Here is a 15,497-nt window from a genome sequence, read left to right on the forward strand (position 1 = left end):
CCCGCCGTGTTCGATCCCGCTCCGCCGCCGGTGTCCGCGCTGTCGGTAGTCGTCACGGCTGGCACGGTAACAGTTGCCGGGGTGCGCGCGCCGCGTGCTGCGCCGCACTCGATTGCTGTCCGGATGCGGTGGCGAGTGATCGCGAACGGGGTTTCACCCGTAGAATGAGATCGCCCCCAGCCCGCCCGAACAGGGAGCAAACGGTGACCAACGCCGAACTGCCGGTCGTAAGCACATCCGCCACCCCCGATCAGGACGAGAACGAGCCACGCGAAGAGTGTGGTGTGTTCGGTGTCTGGGCGCCGAGCGAGGACGTGGCCAAGCTCACGTACTACGGCCTCTACGCCCTGCAGCACCGCGGTCAGGAGGCTGCGGGCATCGCGGTCTCGGACGGCTCACAGATCCTGGTCTTCAAGGATCTGGGGTTGGTCAGCCAGGTCTTCGACGAGCAGACGCTGGCCGCCATGCCAGGCCACATCGCCGTCGGGCACTGCCGCTACTCCACCACCGGCGGGGTGACCTGGGAGAACGCGCAGCCGATCTTCCGCACCACCGCGGTCGGCTCCGGACTTGCCCTGGGCCACAACGGCAATCTGGTGAACACCGCCGAATTGGCGGGCCGGGCAAGGGAACTCGGGCTCATCGGCGCGACGGTGGCCAACGGCCGCCCGCAGCCGATGGCCGCGACCTCCGACTCCGACGTGATCACCGCGCTGCTCGCGCACGCCGCCGCCGACTCGAGCATCGAGCAGGCGGCGATGGAACTGCTGCCGACCTTGCGCGGCGCGTTCTGCCTGACCTTCATGGACGAGCACACCCTCTACGCCGCGCGTGACCCGCACGGCGTGCGCCCGCTGTGCCTTGGCAGGCTCGACCGTGGCTGGGTCGTTGCCAGCGAGACCGCGGCGCTCGACATCGTCGGCGCGGCGTTCGTCCGGGAGATCGAACCCGGCGAACTGCTGGCGATCGATGCCGACGGCGTGCGCTCGATGCGCTTCGCCAATCCCGAGCCCAAGGGCTGTGTCTTCGAGTACGTGTACCTGGCCAGGCCGGACAGCACCATCTCCGGTCGTTCGGTGCACGCCACCCGGGTCGAGATCGGGCGGCGGCTGGCCGCCGAACATCCGGTCGAGGCCGACCTGGTCATTCCGGTGCCGGAGTCGGGTACGCCCGCGGCGGTCGGTTACGCGCAGGGCTCCGGCGTGCCCTACGGCCAGGGCCTGATGAAGAACGCCTACGTCGGGCGCACGTTCATCCAGCCGAGCCAGACCATCCGCCAGCTCGGCATCCGGCTCAAGCTCAATCCGCTGCGCGAGGTGATCCGCGGTAAGCGCCTCATCGTGGTGGACGACTCGATCGTGCGCGGCAACACCCAGCGCGCGCTGATCCGCATGCTGCGCGAGGCGGGCGCGCTCGAGATCCACGTCCGGATCGCCTCGCCGCCGGTGAAGTGGCCGTGCTTCTACGGCATCGACTTCGCCTCGCCCGCGGAGTTGATCGCGAACGGTTCCGGCGCGGAGGGCAGCTTCGACGAGATGGTGGAGGGCGTGCGCCGGTCGATCGGCGCCGACACCCTCGGCTACATCTCCACCGAGGGCATGATCGCCGCGACCGAGCAGCCGCGGTCGCGGTTGTGCTGCGCCTGCTTCGACGGCGACTACCCGATTCCGCTGCCCACCGAGGCGGCCATCGGCAAGAACGTGCTGGAGGGCATGCTCACCGGCCAGTCCGAGGCGGCCCTGCTGGCCGACAACGCCAACGCCAGCGCGCTGAGCCGGCCGTAGGCACCGATTACCGTTCGCGAGGCGAGTCACCCGGGGTGGCTCGCCTCGTTGCTTTCTCGGGTGCGCAGTGTCCCTGATGCTCTGTTCAGGCGAGTGCCGGTAACTCCGACATCGCGTGGCCGGTTTCCGCGGCCGATCTATTTGTCGTGTCGATCGTCCGCAGGCGTGCTGAGGTGCGCGCTTGCCGGATCGCGGAGTTTCGGCGAGTCGATTTCGCGCGCCGCTTGATTTCGGGCGTTTTGTCCTTGATTGAACAATGGCCTCTTCGAGACGCGAAATCGGACGTTCTAGCCAGAACCTCGACATTCGTCCGGTGGTCTGGCCCCTGTGATGCACTATTTGCAACGCCGGCTCACGCCCCGGCAATCTTTTCTGTGAAAACGCAACGTGCCGGAAATGGTTCGTGGGTACGGTGCCCGTCAGATCGGATGTTCAATTGTGTCCGCACCGGGCCTGCGATCCAGGACAACGCGGTGTGGCGCTCGAGAAGTGGGGCCCTGATGTTGGTTTCGAAAACACCTGGGGGCCGGACCCGGACGCGAACTATCGCGGCCGTCGGCCTGGCGACGCTGGTTGCGTCTGCCTTGGCCGGCTGCGGTTCCGGCCGGACCGGTGATGGTGGTGACGGTGGTGGCTTGCTTGCCGGCACTACGGACAAAATCTTCTCGCTCGACCCGGCGGCCGCCTATGACAACGGCTCCCTGGTCGCGGAAACGCAGTTCTACCAGTACGTACTGAACTTCGCGCCCGGCGATGCGACGCCGAAGCCGGACGCCGCGGAGAAGTGCGAGTTCACCAGCCCGACGGTGTACAGCTGCACCATGAAGCCGGGCCTCAAGTTCGCCAACGGCAACCCACTGACCGCGAAGAGCGTCAAGTTCTCCTTCGACCGGATGATCAAGATCAATGATCCGAACGGTCCCGCGTCGCTGCTCGGCAATCTCGAGAAGACCGACGCCCCCGACGACCGCACGGTCAACTTCACCCTGAAGGTCCCCAACGACCAGACCTTCCCCGCGGTGCTGCCGACCCAGGCAGGCCCGATCGTCGACGAGAAGGTGTACGCGGCCGACAAGGTGATGGCCGACGAGGAAGTCGTCGCGGCCAAGGGCTACTCCGGCCCGTACACCATCGCCAGCTACGACAAGAACAAGCTGGTCGAGTACAAGGCGAACCCGGACTACAACGGCATCCTCGGCACGCCGAAGTCCAAGACGGTCTCGACCAAGTACTACGCCACCACCGACAACATGAAGCTCGACCTGCAGAACGGGTCGCTCGACGTCGCGTACCGGTCGCTGACCCCCACCGACATCGAGTCGCTGCGCGGCGACAGCAAGGTCACCGTGCACGAGGGTCCCGGTGGCGAGCTGCGCTACATCGTGTTCAACATGAACACCATGCCGGGCGGCACGCCGGAGCAGAAGCTGGCCGTGCGCAAGGCGCTCGCGTCCACCGTCGACCGCGCCGCGCTGGCCAAGGGCGTCTACAAGAACACCTACCTGCCCGCGTACTCGTCTGTGCCGCAGGGGGTTCCGGGTGCGACCGAGCCGTTCAAGGACATCTACGGCGCCGACCCGAGCAAGGAGAAGGCGGCGAAGTTCCTCGCCGACGCCGGTGTCGCCACCCCGGTCGAGCTGAACCTGCAATACAACCCAGACCACTACGGTCAGAGCAGCTCCGAGGAATACGCGGCGATCAAGTCGCAGCTCGAGGCCAGCGGCCTGTTCCGGGTCAACCTGCAGTCCACCGAGTGGGTGAGCTACCAGCGTGAGCGCGCCCGCGACTCGTACCCGCTCTACCAGTTCGGCTGGTTCCCGGACTTCCCGGACCCGGACAACTACCTGACCCCGTTCTTCGGTCCGAACAACTTCCTGCAGTCGCATTTCGAGGACCCGAGCATCTCGGCGCAGCTGACCGCGGAGACCACGGAGAACGACAAGACCAAGCGCATGGAGATCTTGAAGAACCTGCAGCGTGACCTCGCGCAGAACCACCTGCCGATCGTTCCGCTCTTGTCCGGCAAGCAGATTGCCGTCGCGGGCAAGAACGTGCAGGGTGTCGAGCAGACGCTCGACGCGTCCTTCAAGTTCCGTTACACGGTGCTGAGCAAGTGACATCCGGCAAAGCCGGGCCCGGGACGATAGCTGCTCCAGAAACGAAGCCAGCGCCGGCCCGGGCCCGGCGCTTCGGCGTGCCCCGAAAAGGGAAGGGCGGGAGTGATTCTCGCCAGCTCGCGCTGCTCCGCTACCTGGGCGTGCGCCTGCTGCTGATTCCGGTGACCGCGTGGATCCTTTCCACGCTGGTCTTCTTCCTCATGCGCGTGGCCGGTGATCCGATCAGCGCGGCCATGGGTGGCCGCATGACGCAGGACCAGATCGAGGCACGCAAGGAGGCGGCCGGGCTGAACCGGCCGATCCTGACCCAGTACTGGGAGTACATCTCCGGTCTGTTCCGCGGCGATTTCGGCCGCTCCCAAGACAATCGGCAGATCAGCGAGGTGATCACCACCTACGGCGCCGCCTCGCTCGAGCTGATGTTCTGGGCGCTGATCGTCGCGTTCGCGATCGGCATCCCGCTCGGCCGCTACGCCGCGACGCACCGTGATTCGTTGTCCGACACCGGGCTTCGCCTGTTCGCCATCCTGGCCTACGCGGCGCCGGTGTTCTTCGTCGGCCTGCTGCTCAAGCTGGTGTTCGCGGTCAAGCTCGGCTGGCTGCCGGTGGCGGGCCGGGCGAGCACCAACGTGGAGCTGCAACTGCAGCACGTCTCACCGAAGACCAACATCATGCTGGTCGACGGCATCCTGTACGGCGACGTGGGATACATCGGCGACGTACTGAAACACGCTGTGCTGCCCGCGATCGCGCTCGGCCTGCTCACCGCGGGCATCTTCCTGCGCCTGGTGCGGATCAACCTGATCCAGACGCTGCGCTCGGACTACGTGGACGCCGCACGCGCACGCGGCCTGTCTCGGCGCGTGGTCACCGGACGGCACGCGTTCCGCAACGCGATGATTCCGATCGTCACCGTGATGGGCATGCAGATCGCGATGATGCTCGGCGGCGCGGTGCTCACCGAGACCACCTTCGAGTGGAAGGGGCTGGGCTACCAGCTCGCGACCTACCTCTCGGCCCGTGACTTCGTCGCGGTACAGGGCATCGTCGCGTTCATCGCGATCTTCATCGCCCTGATGAGCTTCCTGGTGGATGCCCTTGTGGCACTGATCGACCCGAGGGTGAGGTTCTGATGACCGCACCGGAATTGCTGAACGAGCCGGTGGTGACCCCGCCGGTCCCGCCATCGGTGCGCCGTCGCCTACCCGGCCTGCGGCTGTTCTCGATGACCGCGGGGCTGCAACGCGCGACGTTGATCCTCGGCCTCGCGCTGGTCGCGGTCTTCGTGCTCGCGGCCATCTTCGCACCGCTCATCGCGCCCTACGGGTTCGCGCAAAACGCTGCCGACGGTGTGGATTTCGTCCGGCAGCAGGCGCCGTCGGCCGACCACTGGTTCGGCACCTCGGTGCGCGGTGAGGACGTGTTCTCCCGGGTGATCTGGGGTGCGCGCACCGCGCTGTTCGTGATCGTGATCTCGCTGGTGCTCTCGCTGTTCATCGGCGTGCCGCTCGGCCTGCTCTCGGGTTACCTCGGTCGCTGGTTCGACCGGGTGCTCGTGCTCTTCATGGACGCGATGTACGCCTTCCCGACGCTGCTGCTTGCGATCGTGGTGTCCATCGTGGTCGCGGGCGGACGCTCGACCAGCTTCGGCGGCGTGCTGTCCGCGGCGGTGGCGATCACGGCCGTCTTCGTGCCGCAATACTTCCGCGTGGTGCGCAACGCGACCGTCGCGGTGAAGAACGAGCCCTACGTCGACGCGGCCCGGGTGACCGGGGCCTCGACGGCGCGAATCCTGTTCCGGCACATCTTCGCCAACGTCACCCAGTCGTTGCCGGTGATCGTGACCCTGAACGGGTCCGAGGCCATCCTCACCCTGGCCGGCCTCGGCTTCCTCGGGTTCGGCATCGAGCCGACCCAGGCCGCCGAGTGGGGCTACGACCTGAACAAGGCGCTGTCGGACGTGTCCAACGGCATCTGGTGGACCGGCATCTTCCCCGGTTTCGCCATCGTGCTCGTCGTGCTCGGCATGACCCTGGTCGGCGAGAGCCTCAACGAGGTGCTCAACCCGATCCTGCGGACCCGTCGCGCCGTCTCGGCGGCCCCCGGCGACGCGATCACCGCCGCGGCCGAGCCCGGCGCCGCCCCGCAGACGAATGCCGCCGAGCCTGCCGAGAACGGCGCCGCCGGGAAGGAGACGTCATGAACAAGTCGGCACCGGTGGTCGAGCGGGATCGTCCCGCGCTGTCCATCGAATCGCTGTCGGTCACCTTTGCCACCGACGCCGGGCCCGTGTACGCGGTCTCCGACGTGTCCTACGAGGTGTACCCGGGCGAGGTCCTCGCGATCGTCGGCGAGTCCGGGTCGGGTAAATCGGTGAGCTCGCGCACCGCGATGGGTCTGCTGCCGCTGACCGCTCGGGTGCGCGGCCTGGTGAACCTCGGTACCCAGACCATCACCTCGATGAACGAACGCCAGCTGACCGCCCTGCGCGGCGGCGCGATCTCGATGGTGTTCCAGGAGCCGGGCCTCGCGCTCGATCCGCTGTTCACCGTCGGCTTCCAGATCGGCGAGGCGCTGCGCGCGCATTCGAACATGAGCAAGAAGGACGCGAAGGCGCGCGCGATCGAACTGCTCCGCATGGTCGGCCTGCCCGACCCGGAGCATCGGGTGGACTACTACCCGCATCAGCTCTCAGGCGGCCAGAAGCAGCGCGTGGTGATCGCCATCGCCATCGCCTGCGAGCCGAAGGTGATCATCGCCGACGAGCCGACCACCGCGCTCGACGTGACCGTGCAGGCCGAGATCCTCGAGCTGCTGCGCGACCTACGCGACCGGATCGGCAGCGCCATCGTGTTGATCACGCACAACATGGGCGTGGTCGCCGATCTGGCCGACCGGGTCGTGGTGATGCGCAACGGCAAGGTCGTCGAGCAGGCGCCGGTGGACGAGCTGTTCGCCAGCCCGAAGGCGGACTACACCAGGGCACTGCTCGCGGCCGTCCCGCACCTCGGCACCGAACAGTTGGCGCACGGACCGGCCAAGGAGGTCGACTCGACCGCCGAGCCGGTGCTCGAGGTGTGCGATCTGGTGGTCGAATTCCCCGGCTCGTTCGGGCGGCCGCCGTTCCGCGCGGTCGACGACGTGAACCTGTGCATCGCCCCCGGCGAAACCCTCGGCCTGGTAGGCGAATCCGGTTCCGGCAAGTCGACCATCGGCCGCTGTGTCGCCGCGCTGCAACGACCCAGCTCGGGTGTGGTGAAGGTGCGCGGGCAGGACATCGCCGGGTTGTCCGGGCGCAAGCTGCGCCCGATCCGGCGGCGGTTCGGGTTCGTCTTCCAGGACCCGGCCAGCTCGCTGAATCCCCGGCTCACCGTCGGCGAGTGCGTCGCCGAGCCGCTGATCGTGCACCAGGCGGGCAGCTCGGCCGAGATCAAGGCGCGGGTGCGCAAGCTGCTCGACGACGTCCAGCTGCCCGCGGGCACCGAACGCCGGTACCCGCACGAGCTGTCCGGCGGCCAGCGGCAGCGCGCGAGCCTGGCCAGGGCCCTGGTGCTGGATCCGGATCTGCTCGTCGCCGACGAACCGACCAGCGCGCTGGACGTTTCGGTGCAGGCCGCGGTGCTCGAGCTGTTCGGGCAGCTGCAGCGGGAATGCGGTTGGGCCTGTCTGTTCATCAGCCACGATCTGGCGGTGGTCGATCAGCTCGCCGACCGGATCGTGGTGCTGCGCAACGGCGCCGTGGTGGAGCAGGGTGACCGGGATCGCATTCTGCGTGCGCCGCAGCAGGAGTACACCCAACGCCTGGTCGCGGCGGTGCCGGTGCCCGACCCGGTGGAGCAGCGGCGCAGGCGGGCAGCCAATGCCGGTCTGTTCGCCACCGAGGTCGACGACGTCGAGGTGCAGACGGGATAATCTGGCGAGTGATTTCCCACCCATCCGGGTGACTCGCCGGATATCCGGCGACAGCGCCGCGGGCCGCGACCACCGGCAAGGTTGTCAAGACCCGCGGCGCGGTCAAGCGGTAAAAGACGCCGAGAGACGGGCAGCACGAAGCAATACCGGTGCTGGGCTGTTATTCGTCTCCGGTAGCGTGAGCAGGCATCTATCCGCCGATTCGGTTTGGAGCTTTCCCCGAAAATGACTGAACAGACCCCCAGTGGTGGTGCCTCATACGCCGCGGCAGGCGTGGACATCGAGGCAGGTGACCGCGCAGTCGAGTTGTTCGGGCCATTGGCGAAGAAGGCGAGCCGACCCGAGGTGCAGGGCGGCCTCGGCGGATTCGCCGGGCTGTTCGCACTGAAGGGCGGCTACCGCGAACCGTTGCTCGCCGCGTCCACCGACGGGGTCGGTACCAAGATCGCGGTCGCGCAGGCGATGGACAAGCACGACACCGTCGGCCTTGACCTGGTCGCGATGGTCGTCGACGACCTCGTGGTGTGCGGCGCCGAACCGCTGTTCCTGCAGGACTACATCGCCATCGGCAAGGTCGTCCCGGAGAAGGTCGCCGAGCTGGTCTCCGGCATCGCCGAGGGCTGCGTGCGCGCCGGTTGCGCACTGCTGGGCGGCGAGACCGCCGAACATCCCGGCCTGATGGATGCCGACGACTACGACCTGTCCGCGACCGGTGTCGGCGTGGTCGAGGCCGACGCGGTGCTCGGGCCGGACCGGGTGCGCCCCGGCGACGTGGTGATCGCCATGGGCTCCTCCGGCCTGCACTCCAACGGCTACAGCCTGGCCCGCAAGGTGCTGCTCGACATCGACCGCATGTCGCTCACCGGCCACGTCGAGGAGTTCGGCCGGACCCTCGGCGAAGAACTGCTCGAGCCGACCCAGATCTACGCCAAGGACTGCCTTGCCCTGATCGCCGAAACCGATGTGCGCACCTTCGCCCACGTCACCGGCGGTGGCCTGGCCGCCAACCTCGGCCGGGTGCTGCCCGCCGGCATGGTCGCCGAACTTGATCGCGGCACCTGGAACCCCGCGCCGGTGTTCAAGATGATCGCCCAGCGCGGCCGGGTCGAGCGGGCCGAGATGGAGAAGACGTTCAACATGGGCGTCGGCATGGTCGCCGTCGTCGCACCCGAGGACGTCGACCGCGCGCTGGCCGTGCTCACCGCCCGCCACATCGAATGCTGGACCCTCGGTACCGTCAAGAAGGCCAAGGACTCCGACGCCCTGCGCGCCGTCCTGGTCGGCGAGCACCCGCGCTTCTGAGGTTCACCCGTCACTGCCCGGTTCGCAGCGGTCACGCCGTCGCGAACCGGGCAGTTTCTTTGTCTGCCTTGCCGATTCGCGGGTGTTGTCGAACCAGCCGCGCTCGGGAAACGTCCAGCCGTCGAGCGGGATCGCGAAATCAACACAGCGTCCCGCATCGCGAGGATGCGGGACGCCGGTGTGATGTAAGGCTTTTCGGCGGAGGCCGTCGACACTTGGCAACGGCTGAAGGGGGAGGCACGCGACCTCCCCCTTCATGCGTTGCTTCGAGTCAGCGGCGCCAGTCGTCGTAGTCGTCCTCTTCCCAACGGGTAGAGGACTCGTCCGCGTTGTGCTCATCGGACAGCACACCACTCCGTTGGGAGTTGGGGCTGCCCGAAAGCTCGCGCTGAAGGCTCGCGAAGTCGCTCGGCGGGCTGCTGTACTTCAGCTCGCGTGCGACCTTGGTCTGCTTTGCCTTAGCCCGGCCACGGCCCATGGCTGACCCCCTCGCGTCACTGCGGGGCGGCCTGGGGTTTGGTTGGCGGCCCCGTTCGAATTAATACTCTTCCTGACAGACACTTTAGCGTGTGTCCGGCGGTCTCGCTTCCAGGAGTGCCTGAAGAACTCCCGAAGAGGTTCCGTTTGCCCGGTTGTCGCCCTTGACCGGGGCGGCTACAGCACTCCCGGAATCGCTCGGATCACGCCGACGCGGGCGCCGCCGCCGAGCACCGCGGGGGCCGCCAACTCGGCGTGCGCGTCGGTCCAATCCACCCCGATTCGATGCAAAATGGCCAGCGTCAGGGGCATTCGAGCGCGGTCGTGGCCGTCGTCGATCTTGTAGGCGAAGGCGGTGCCGTCGGGTAGCGCGCCCGCGTGCACACCGTCCGCGCCGATCTTGCAGACGAGTCCGGGGGTGGCCTGCATAGCTAACAAATCGGGTGCGTTCGTGCCCGAAATCACTCGCGGATGGGCGCGGATGGCGTCGGCGACGCGCCGCTCGGGCGCGTCGGGCGCGGCGGTGGCCATGGTCGCGAACACCCGGGCCAGGTTCACCAGCGAGACCGGGATGATCGGCAGACCGCAGCCGTCGATGCCGAGATCGGTCTCGGGCTCGCCGGTCAGGTCGGCGACGGTGGCGATGACCGCCTGCTGCAGCGGATGCGCGACATCGAGGTACCCCTCGGTCGGCCAGCCGTTGATCGCGCAGGTCGCCAGCATCGCGGCGTGTTTGCCGGAGCAGTTCATGTAGATCCGGCGCGGTTCCTGTGGCCCGGACAGCACGGCGGCGCGCGCCTTGTCGTCGACCGGCAGGTCCGGCGGGCATTCGAGGGCCTTCTCGTCGAAGCCGAACCGGTCGAGCAGCCTGCGCACCAGCGCGACGTGATCGGGCTCGCCGTAGTGCGATGCGGTCGCGATGGCCAGCTCGGCGTCGTCGAGCGGCTCGAAACCGTGGCGCAGCAGGGTGATCGCCTGCATCGGCTTGTTGGTGGAGCGCGGGAAGATCGGCAGATGCACCTCGCCGAGGGCCAGGGTCGGCTCGCCCGCGGGATCGAGGATGACGGCCGAGCCGCGGTGCACGCACTCCCGAAAACCGGAGCGGACTACTTCGACCAGATCCACACTCACAGCTGCGCTCCCGTGTCGAGTTCGACGGCGTGCCGGTCGGCGACGCCGGTATCGGTGGCCAGGCTCGCTCGGCGCCGTTCGGCGTTCGCGTGCCTGCGCGTATGGCGCTCGATCTGCATGCGTACGTCGTCGGAGATGGTCGGTTCCGCGGCGAGCAGGATGGCGAGCAACTCCGGATCGTGGCCGGTGAACAGGTCGCGGACGGTGACGCCGTGCTCGGGCACGTGCCGCACGGTCACCGTGTCGCCCGCGCCGATCGTGCCCTCGGTGAGCACTCGGAAATAGGCGCCGGTGTCGCTGCGCAGCGTGAACCGCTTGACCCACTGGGCTTGCCCGCTCCAGTGCTGGAACGTCGCGCACGGCACCCGCGGCGCGCTCACCTCGAGCAAGGTGTCGCCGATGCTCAGGCGGGCGCCGAACACCGCGTCGCTGATCGGCAACCCGGATATGCGCAGGTTCTCGCCGAACCAGCCGACGGGCAACTCCCGGCCGAGTTCGCCTGCCCAACGCCGGGCGTCCTCGTCGGCGTAGGCGTAGACCGCCTGGTGCACGCCGCCGTGGTGGTCGGTATCGCAGACGTGGTCGCCGTCGAGGCCGAGCGCGCGCACGGGCACCCGGCCCGGCCGGGGCCGCTTGTCGATGGCGGAACGGCCGACCCGGGTCGGCACCTCGATCTCGGCATGCACCACGCACACCGCGAGCACCTCACCGGTATCACCGGATCGCATGGGCAGCCCTTTCGTGGTGTGGTGGCAGGACGGTCGGGGCGGACGCGGCGCCGCCGAGCAGGCGCGCGGGCACGTGCCTTGCGCCCGTTCGGAATTCGATGATCATCGCTCGGTTCAGCGGCCGCGCAGCCGATCGACGGCGAGCCTGCCCGCCTGCGGTGCGTCGTCGGCGGGCACCGAATCGGGGTCGATGGACGCGGCGGTCGGACCGGCCGTGAGCTGGGCATCCACCGGGATCGTGCGTTTGATCAGCGCGAGCGCGATCGGGCCGAGTTCGTAGTGGTCGATCACCGTGCCCAACCGGCCGACGGCCCGGCCGCCCGCGGTGACGTCGTCGCCAGGCGCCGGCCGCTCGTCGGCGGAACCGTCGAGATGCAGCAGCACCAGATGGCGCGGCGGCTTGCCGAGATTGTGCACCCGCGCCACGGTCTCCTGACCGCGGTAGCAGCCCTTGTCCAGGTGGACCGCACCGTGCTCGGCGACGCCGCCGATCCAGCGGGCCTCGTGCGGGATGGTGCGCTCGTCGGTGTCGAGGCCCAGGCGTGGGCGCACGGCGGCGACCCGCAGCGCCTCGAAGGCCCACATACCGGCGGGCGCGGCGCCTGCCTCGGTGAGCAGCCGCCACCGGTCGGCCAGTTCCGCGCGGGGGATCAGCAGGTCGAACGAGTCGGCGCTCGGCCACGGCATCCGGCGCACGAAGCCACCGCCGGGCAGCGCGACGGCCTCGTAGACGCCGGGCACGGTGGTGATGCCGAGCGCCGCGAGCACCTCGGGCGCCTGCGGGCCGAGCAGACTCAGCACCGCGTGCTCGGACTCGACCGGTTGCGCGTCGGCCCAGAAGACCATCTTGCGCAGAAACTCCAGCAGGGCCGGGCCGCGGTCGCCCTCGGTGTCGATCCACACCGTGCCGTCGAGTTCGGTGAGCACGAAGTGGTTGAGCACCCGGCCGTTGAGGTCGAGGTCGAGGCTCTCCGCGGACTGTCCTTCGGTGAGGGCCGCGATGTGCTGGCTGGTGATGGTGTGCAGCCAGGTCAGGCGCTCGGCGCCGGCGATGCTCAGCACGAATCGGTGCGAGCGATCGACGACCGCGGCCCGCCGCACGGCGGTGCGCTGTTCACCGAGCGGGTCACCGTAGTGCCATGCCACCGCGGCATCAGGCGAGCCGGGTGCTCCCGCGACGGCTCCCGCGGTAGTGAGGACAGGGCTGGGCGCAACGACCACGGACACGTTTCCACTGTAGGCGGGCGCGGCCGCGGGTGCCTGAACCGGGGCTCGCGGACGGCGTTCCCGGTGGCTCGCGCGCGTCGGGTCGGCGGCGCGCTGAGGGCTCCGCACGACCCGCGGTAAAAGATGCGTCGAACTCTGCCGTGACCTCAGCGCGACCAACCAACACCGCCTAGTCTCGACGCATGGTAGATCGGGTTCTTGTCTCACTCGACGGCGCGGTCCGGGACGCGGACGCGCCGTTGGTGTATGCGGACGATATCGGCCTCCTGCGAGGCGACGGTATTTTCGAAACGGTGCTGGTGCGCGCGGGCAATCCTTGCGCGATCGAATTCCATCTAGGCAGGCTGCGCCGCTCGGCGCAGGCGCTCGATCTGCCGGAGCCGGAGCTCGGCCGGTGGCGCGCGGCGGTGGAGCGGGCCGCCAAGGAGTGGGGCGCCGACCGCGAGGGTGTGATGCGGCTGGTGCTCACCAGGGGGCGCGACTCGGAGCTGTCCGGGGTGGCGGAAAAGGTGACCTCCGGCGATCTCGCGGCCGCGGTGCCCGTGCCGACGGCTTACGTGCTGGTACTACCCGTGCCCGATCGGGTACAGAAGGCGCGTACCGAAGGCGTTGCGGTGGTGACCCTCTCGCGGGGCATCTCGATCGACCTCGCGCAGGCCGCGCCGTGGCAGTTGCTCGGCGCGAAGACGCTCTCCTACGCCTCCAATATGGCGGCGCTGCGTTTCGCGGCCAGGATGGGCGCCGACGACGTGATCTTCACCAGCACCGAGAACCGGGTGCTGGAGGGTCCGCGCTCGTCGGTGGTGATCGCGCGGGACAAGCAACTGCTCACCCCGCCCGCGAAAAACGGTGTGCTGCCGGGCGTCACCCAGCGCGCGCTGTTCGCCGAGGCGGAGAAGGCCGGTTGGGAGTGCACCTACAAGTCACTGTTCACCGCGGATCTGCTGACCTGTGACAGCATCTGGTTGCTCTCCAGCATCTCGCTGGCGGCGCGGGTGAATTCGCTGGACGGACTGCGGATGTCGGCGCCGGACAACGCCGCCGAGATCATCGAACTGGTGGATCGCGGCATCGAGCGAGCGGGTGCCATCGGCGACTGGTGAGGACCACCTCGTGGCGTTCGGTTGACTGCCCGCAACCGGCGCCGAGGGGTGATCTGCGTCTAACCGCGGCGCGGTCCGGCGTGCCCGAGCTCGGAAAATGCCTGCTCGCGGCCGAAAGTCCCGGTGTGTCGTGGCCTACGCCGCATTGCTCGATCCTGCCTCCGGCGTAGTCTTACTACGACATGTCGTAGACCGGCAGGAGGTTCAAAGGTGAACGCGCTGGACATCTCGCGATGGCAGTTCGGCATCACGACCGTCTACCACTTCCTGCTGGTGCCGCTGACCATCGGCCTCGCGCCGCTGGTCGCCGCCATGCAGACCGCGTGGGTGATCACCGGCAAGGAGCACTGGCTCCGGCTGACCAAATTCTTCGGCAAGCTGTTCCTGATCAACTTCGCCCTCGGCGTCGCCACCGGCATCGTGCAGGAATTCCAGTTCGGCATGAACTGGAGCGAATACTCCCGCTTCGTCGGCGACGTGTTCGGCGCACCGCTCGCGCTGGAGGGCCTGGTCGCCTTCTTCATGGAATCGACCTTCCTCGGCCTGTGGATCTTCGGCTGGTCCCGGCTACCGAAACTCGCGCACCTCGCCGCGATCTGGATGGTCGCCATCGGCGTGAACGCCTCGGCGTATTTCATCGTCGCCGCCAACTCGTTCATGCAGCATCCGGTCGGGGCGCGGTTCAACCCGGAGACCGGCCGCGCCGAATTGGAGAGCATCGTCGCGGTGCTCACCAACAACACACTGCTGGCGGCCTTTCCGCACGTGGTCGCCGGATCCTTCGCCACAGCGGGCACTTTCGTCGCCGGTATCGCGGGCTGGTGGATGGTGCGCAAGGCGCGCACCGGAGACGCCGCCGAAATCGCCGAGGCCCGCGGCATGTGGCGGCCCGCCGCGCTGGTCGGCATCTGGGTGATGCTGATATCGCTCGGCGCCCTCTTCATCACCGGTGACACGCAGGGCAAGCTGATGTTCGAGCAGCAGCCGATGAAGATGGCCTCGGCGGAATCGTTGTGCCACACCGCGACCGACCCGGACTTCTCCATTCTCACGGTCGGCACGCACAACAACTGCGACAGCGTCGTCCACGTGCTCGAGGTGCCCGGCGTGCTGCCCTACCTCGCCAAAGGCAAGTTCAGCGATGTCACCCTGCCCGGTGTCGTCGACCTGCAGCAGGAGTACAACGCGAAGTTCGGAGTCGGCGACTACCGGCCCAACCTGTTCGTCACCTACTGGTCCTTCCGCGCCATGATCGGCCTCGCCGCCGGCTCGGCCCTGCTGGCACTGGCAGGCCTGTGGCTCACCCGGCGCGGCCGGGTGCCGAACCAGCGCTGGTTCGGCTGGCTCAGCCTGCTCGCCATTCCGACACCGTTCCTGGCCAACAGCGCGGGCTGGGTGTTCACCGAGATGGGCAGGCAGCCATGGGTTGTCGCGCCCAATCCGACCGGCGACCCGAACCTGCGGCTGACCGTGCAGCAGGGCGTGTCCGATCATTCGCCAGGTGTGGTGCTGTTCTCGCTGATCACCTTCACGCTGCTGTACGGCGCGCTCGCCGTGGTCTGGTTCTACCTGATGCGGCGTTACGTGGTGCACGGACCGGATCGGCCCGCCGCGAGCCCGCCCACCGGCTCGGGGCCGGACAAACCCGCCGGACCGGCCGGTGGCTCCGGCGAAGAGCCTGCCGTCGAACAACTTTCGTTCGCCTACTAGGAGCCG

At 68.3% G+C, this 15,497-nt stretch carries 12 protein-coding genes; 8 read left to right on the plus strand and 4 right to left on the minus strand.

Annotated elements, in window-relative coordinates; genetic code table 11:
* The first annotated feature begins 203 nt into the window (after nucleotides 1-203).
* The 6 genes from purF to purM all read left to right on the plus strand — a co-directional run bounded on the left by purF (nucleotide 204) and on the right by purM (nucleotide 9,115).
* A complete protein-coding gene (purF, locus tag F5X71_RS03385; RefSeq protein ID WP_167460626.1) occupies nucleotides 204-1,784 on the plus strand; it encodes an amidophosphoribosyltransferase in 1,581 nt (526 codons plus the stop codon).
* A gap of 500 nt (nucleotides 1,785-2,284) precedes the next feature.
* Nucleotides 2,285-3,901 carry an ABC transporter substrate-binding protein gene (locus tag F5X71_RS03390; RefSeq protein ID WP_238815696.1) on the plus strand — a complete coding sequence of 539 codons (1,617 nt, stop codon included), beginning with the start codon at nucleotides 2,285-2,287 and terminating at the stop codon, nucleotides 3,899-3,901.
* A gap of 122 nt (nucleotides 3,902-4,023) precedes the next feature.
* Entirely contained in the window at nucleotides 4,024-5,034 is a 1,011-nt protein-coding gene (locus F5X71_RS03395; protein WP_238815967.1) for an ABC transporter permease, read from the plus strand.
* A 92-nt stretch (nucleotides 5,035-5,126) separates the two neighbouring features.
* Complete coding sequence (locus F5X71_RS03400; RefSeq protein WP_238815968.1) at nucleotides 5,127-6,104, plus strand: ABC transporter permease; 978 nt, start codon at nucleotides 5,127-5,129, stop codon at nucleotides 6,102-6,104.
* Nucleotides 6,101-7,813, plus strand: coding sequence for an ABC transporter ATP-binding protein (locus F5X71_RS03405; protein ID WP_167460630.1), 1,713 nt, complete (start codon nucleotides 6,101-6,103; stop codon nucleotides 7,811-7,813). The genes F5X71_RS03400 and F5X71_RS03405 overlap by 4 nt, the downstream gene beginning before the upstream one ends.
* Nucleotides 7,814-8,038: 225 nt before the next feature.
* The gene (gene purM / locus F5X71_RS03410) at nucleotides 8,039-9,115 is read left to right on the plus strand and encodes a phosphoribosylformylglycinamidine cyclo-ligase (RefSeq protein ID WP_167460631.1); all 1,077 of its coding nucleotides are present in this window, start codon (nucleotides 8,039-8,041) and stop codon (nucleotides 9,113-9,115) included.
* Nucleotides 9,116-9,386: 271 nt separating this feature from the next.
* Here purM and F5X71_RS03415 read toward each other — a convergent pair whose 3' ends face one another.
* The 4 genes from F5X71_RS03415 to F5X71_RS03430 all read right to left on the minus strand — a co-directional run bounded on the left by F5X71_RS03415 (nucleotide 9,387) and on the right by F5X71_RS03430 (nucleotide 12,678).
* Nucleotides 9,387-9,593 (minus strand): DUF3073 domain-containing protein, encoded by a 207-nt coding sequence (locus F5X71_RS03415; protein WP_014981474.1) that lies wholly within the window; start codon nucleotides 9,591-9,593, stop codon nucleotides 9,387-9,389.
* Nucleotides 9,594-9,769: 176 nt separating this feature from the next.
* Nucleotides 9,770-10,723 carry an asparaginase gene (locus F5X71_RS03420; RefSeq protein WP_167460632.1) on the minus strand — a complete coding sequence of 318 codons (954 nt, stop codon included), beginning with the start codon at nucleotides 10,721-10,723 and terminating at the stop codon, nucleotides 9,770-9,772.
* Nucleotides 10,720-11,451 carry an MOSC domain-containing protein gene (locus tag F5X71_RS03425; RefSeq protein WP_167460633.1) on the minus strand — a complete coding sequence of 244 codons (732 nt, stop codon included), beginning with the start codon at nucleotides 11,449-11,451 and terminating at the stop codon, nucleotides 10,720-10,722. The genes F5X71_RS03420 and F5X71_RS03425 overlap by 4 nt, the downstream gene beginning before the upstream one ends.
* A gap of 114 nt (nucleotides 11,452-11,565) precedes the next feature.
* Nucleotides 11,566-12,678, minus strand: a complete 1,113-nt coding sequence (locus F5X71_RS03430; RefSeq protein ID WP_167460634.1) for a YgfZ/GcvT domain-containing protein — start codon at nucleotides 12,676-12,678, stop codon at nucleotides 11,566-11,568.
* A 182-nt stretch (nucleotides 12,679-12,860) separates the two neighbouring features.
* Here F5X71_RS03430 and F5X71_RS03435 point away from each other — a divergent pair, with 182 nt between their 5' ends.
* Both F5X71_RS03435 and F5X71_RS03440 read left to right on the plus strand, forming a co-directional pair.
* Nucleotides 12,861-13,781: an aminodeoxychorismate lyase gene (locus F5X71_RS03435; protein WP_167460635.1), complete on the plus strand. Its 921-nt coding sequence runs from the start codon at nucleotides 12,861-12,863 to the stop codon at nucleotides 13,779-13,781.
* A 210-nt stretch (nucleotides 13,782-13,991) separates the two neighbouring features.
* Nucleotides 13,992-15,491: a cytochrome ubiquinol oxidase subunit I gene (locus F5X71_RS03440; RefSeq protein ID WP_167460636.1), complete on the plus strand. Its 1,500-nt coding sequence runs from the start codon at nucleotides 13,992-13,994 to the stop codon at nucleotides 15,489-15,491.
* Nucleotides 15,492-15,497: the final 6 nt, after the last annotated feature.

The sequence above is a fragment of the Nocardia brasiliensis genome, assembly GCF_011801125.1.
Classification (GTDB): Bacteria; Actinomycetota; Actinomycetes; order Mycobacteriales; family Mycobacteriaceae; genus Nocardia; species Nocardia brasiliensis_C.

Bases quoted from the DNA above. Each gene is read 5' to 3' on its own strand.
- F5X71_RS03390 (WP_238815696.1), top strand. From the start codon at position 2,285: ATGTTGGTTTCGAAAACACCTGGGGGCCGGACCCGGACGCGAACTATC.
- F5X71_RS03400 (WP_238815968.1), top strand. From the start codon at position 5,127: ATGACCGCGGGGCTGCAACGCGCGACGTTGATCCTCGGCCTCGCGCTG.
- F5X71_RS03405 (WP_167460630.1), top strand. From the start codon at position 6,101: ATGAACAAGTCGGCACCGGTGGTCGAGCGGGATCGTCCCGCGCTGTCC.
- purM (WP_167460631.1), top strand. From the start codon at position 8,039: ATGACTGAACAGACCCCCAGTGGTGGTGCCTCATACGCCGCGGCAGGC.
- F5X71_RS03415 (WP_014981474.1), bottom strand. From the start codon at position 9,593: ATGGGCCGTGGCCGGGCTAAGGCAAAGCAGACCAAGGTCGCACGCGAG.
- F5X71_RS03425 (WP_167460633.1), bottom strand. From the start codon at position 11,451: ATGCGATCCGGTGATACCGGTGAGGTGCTCGCGGTGTGCGTGGTGCAT.
- F5X71_RS03435 (WP_167460635.1), top strand. From the start codon at position 12,861: ATGGTAGATCGGGTTCTTGTCTCACTCGACGGCGCGGTCCGGGACGCG.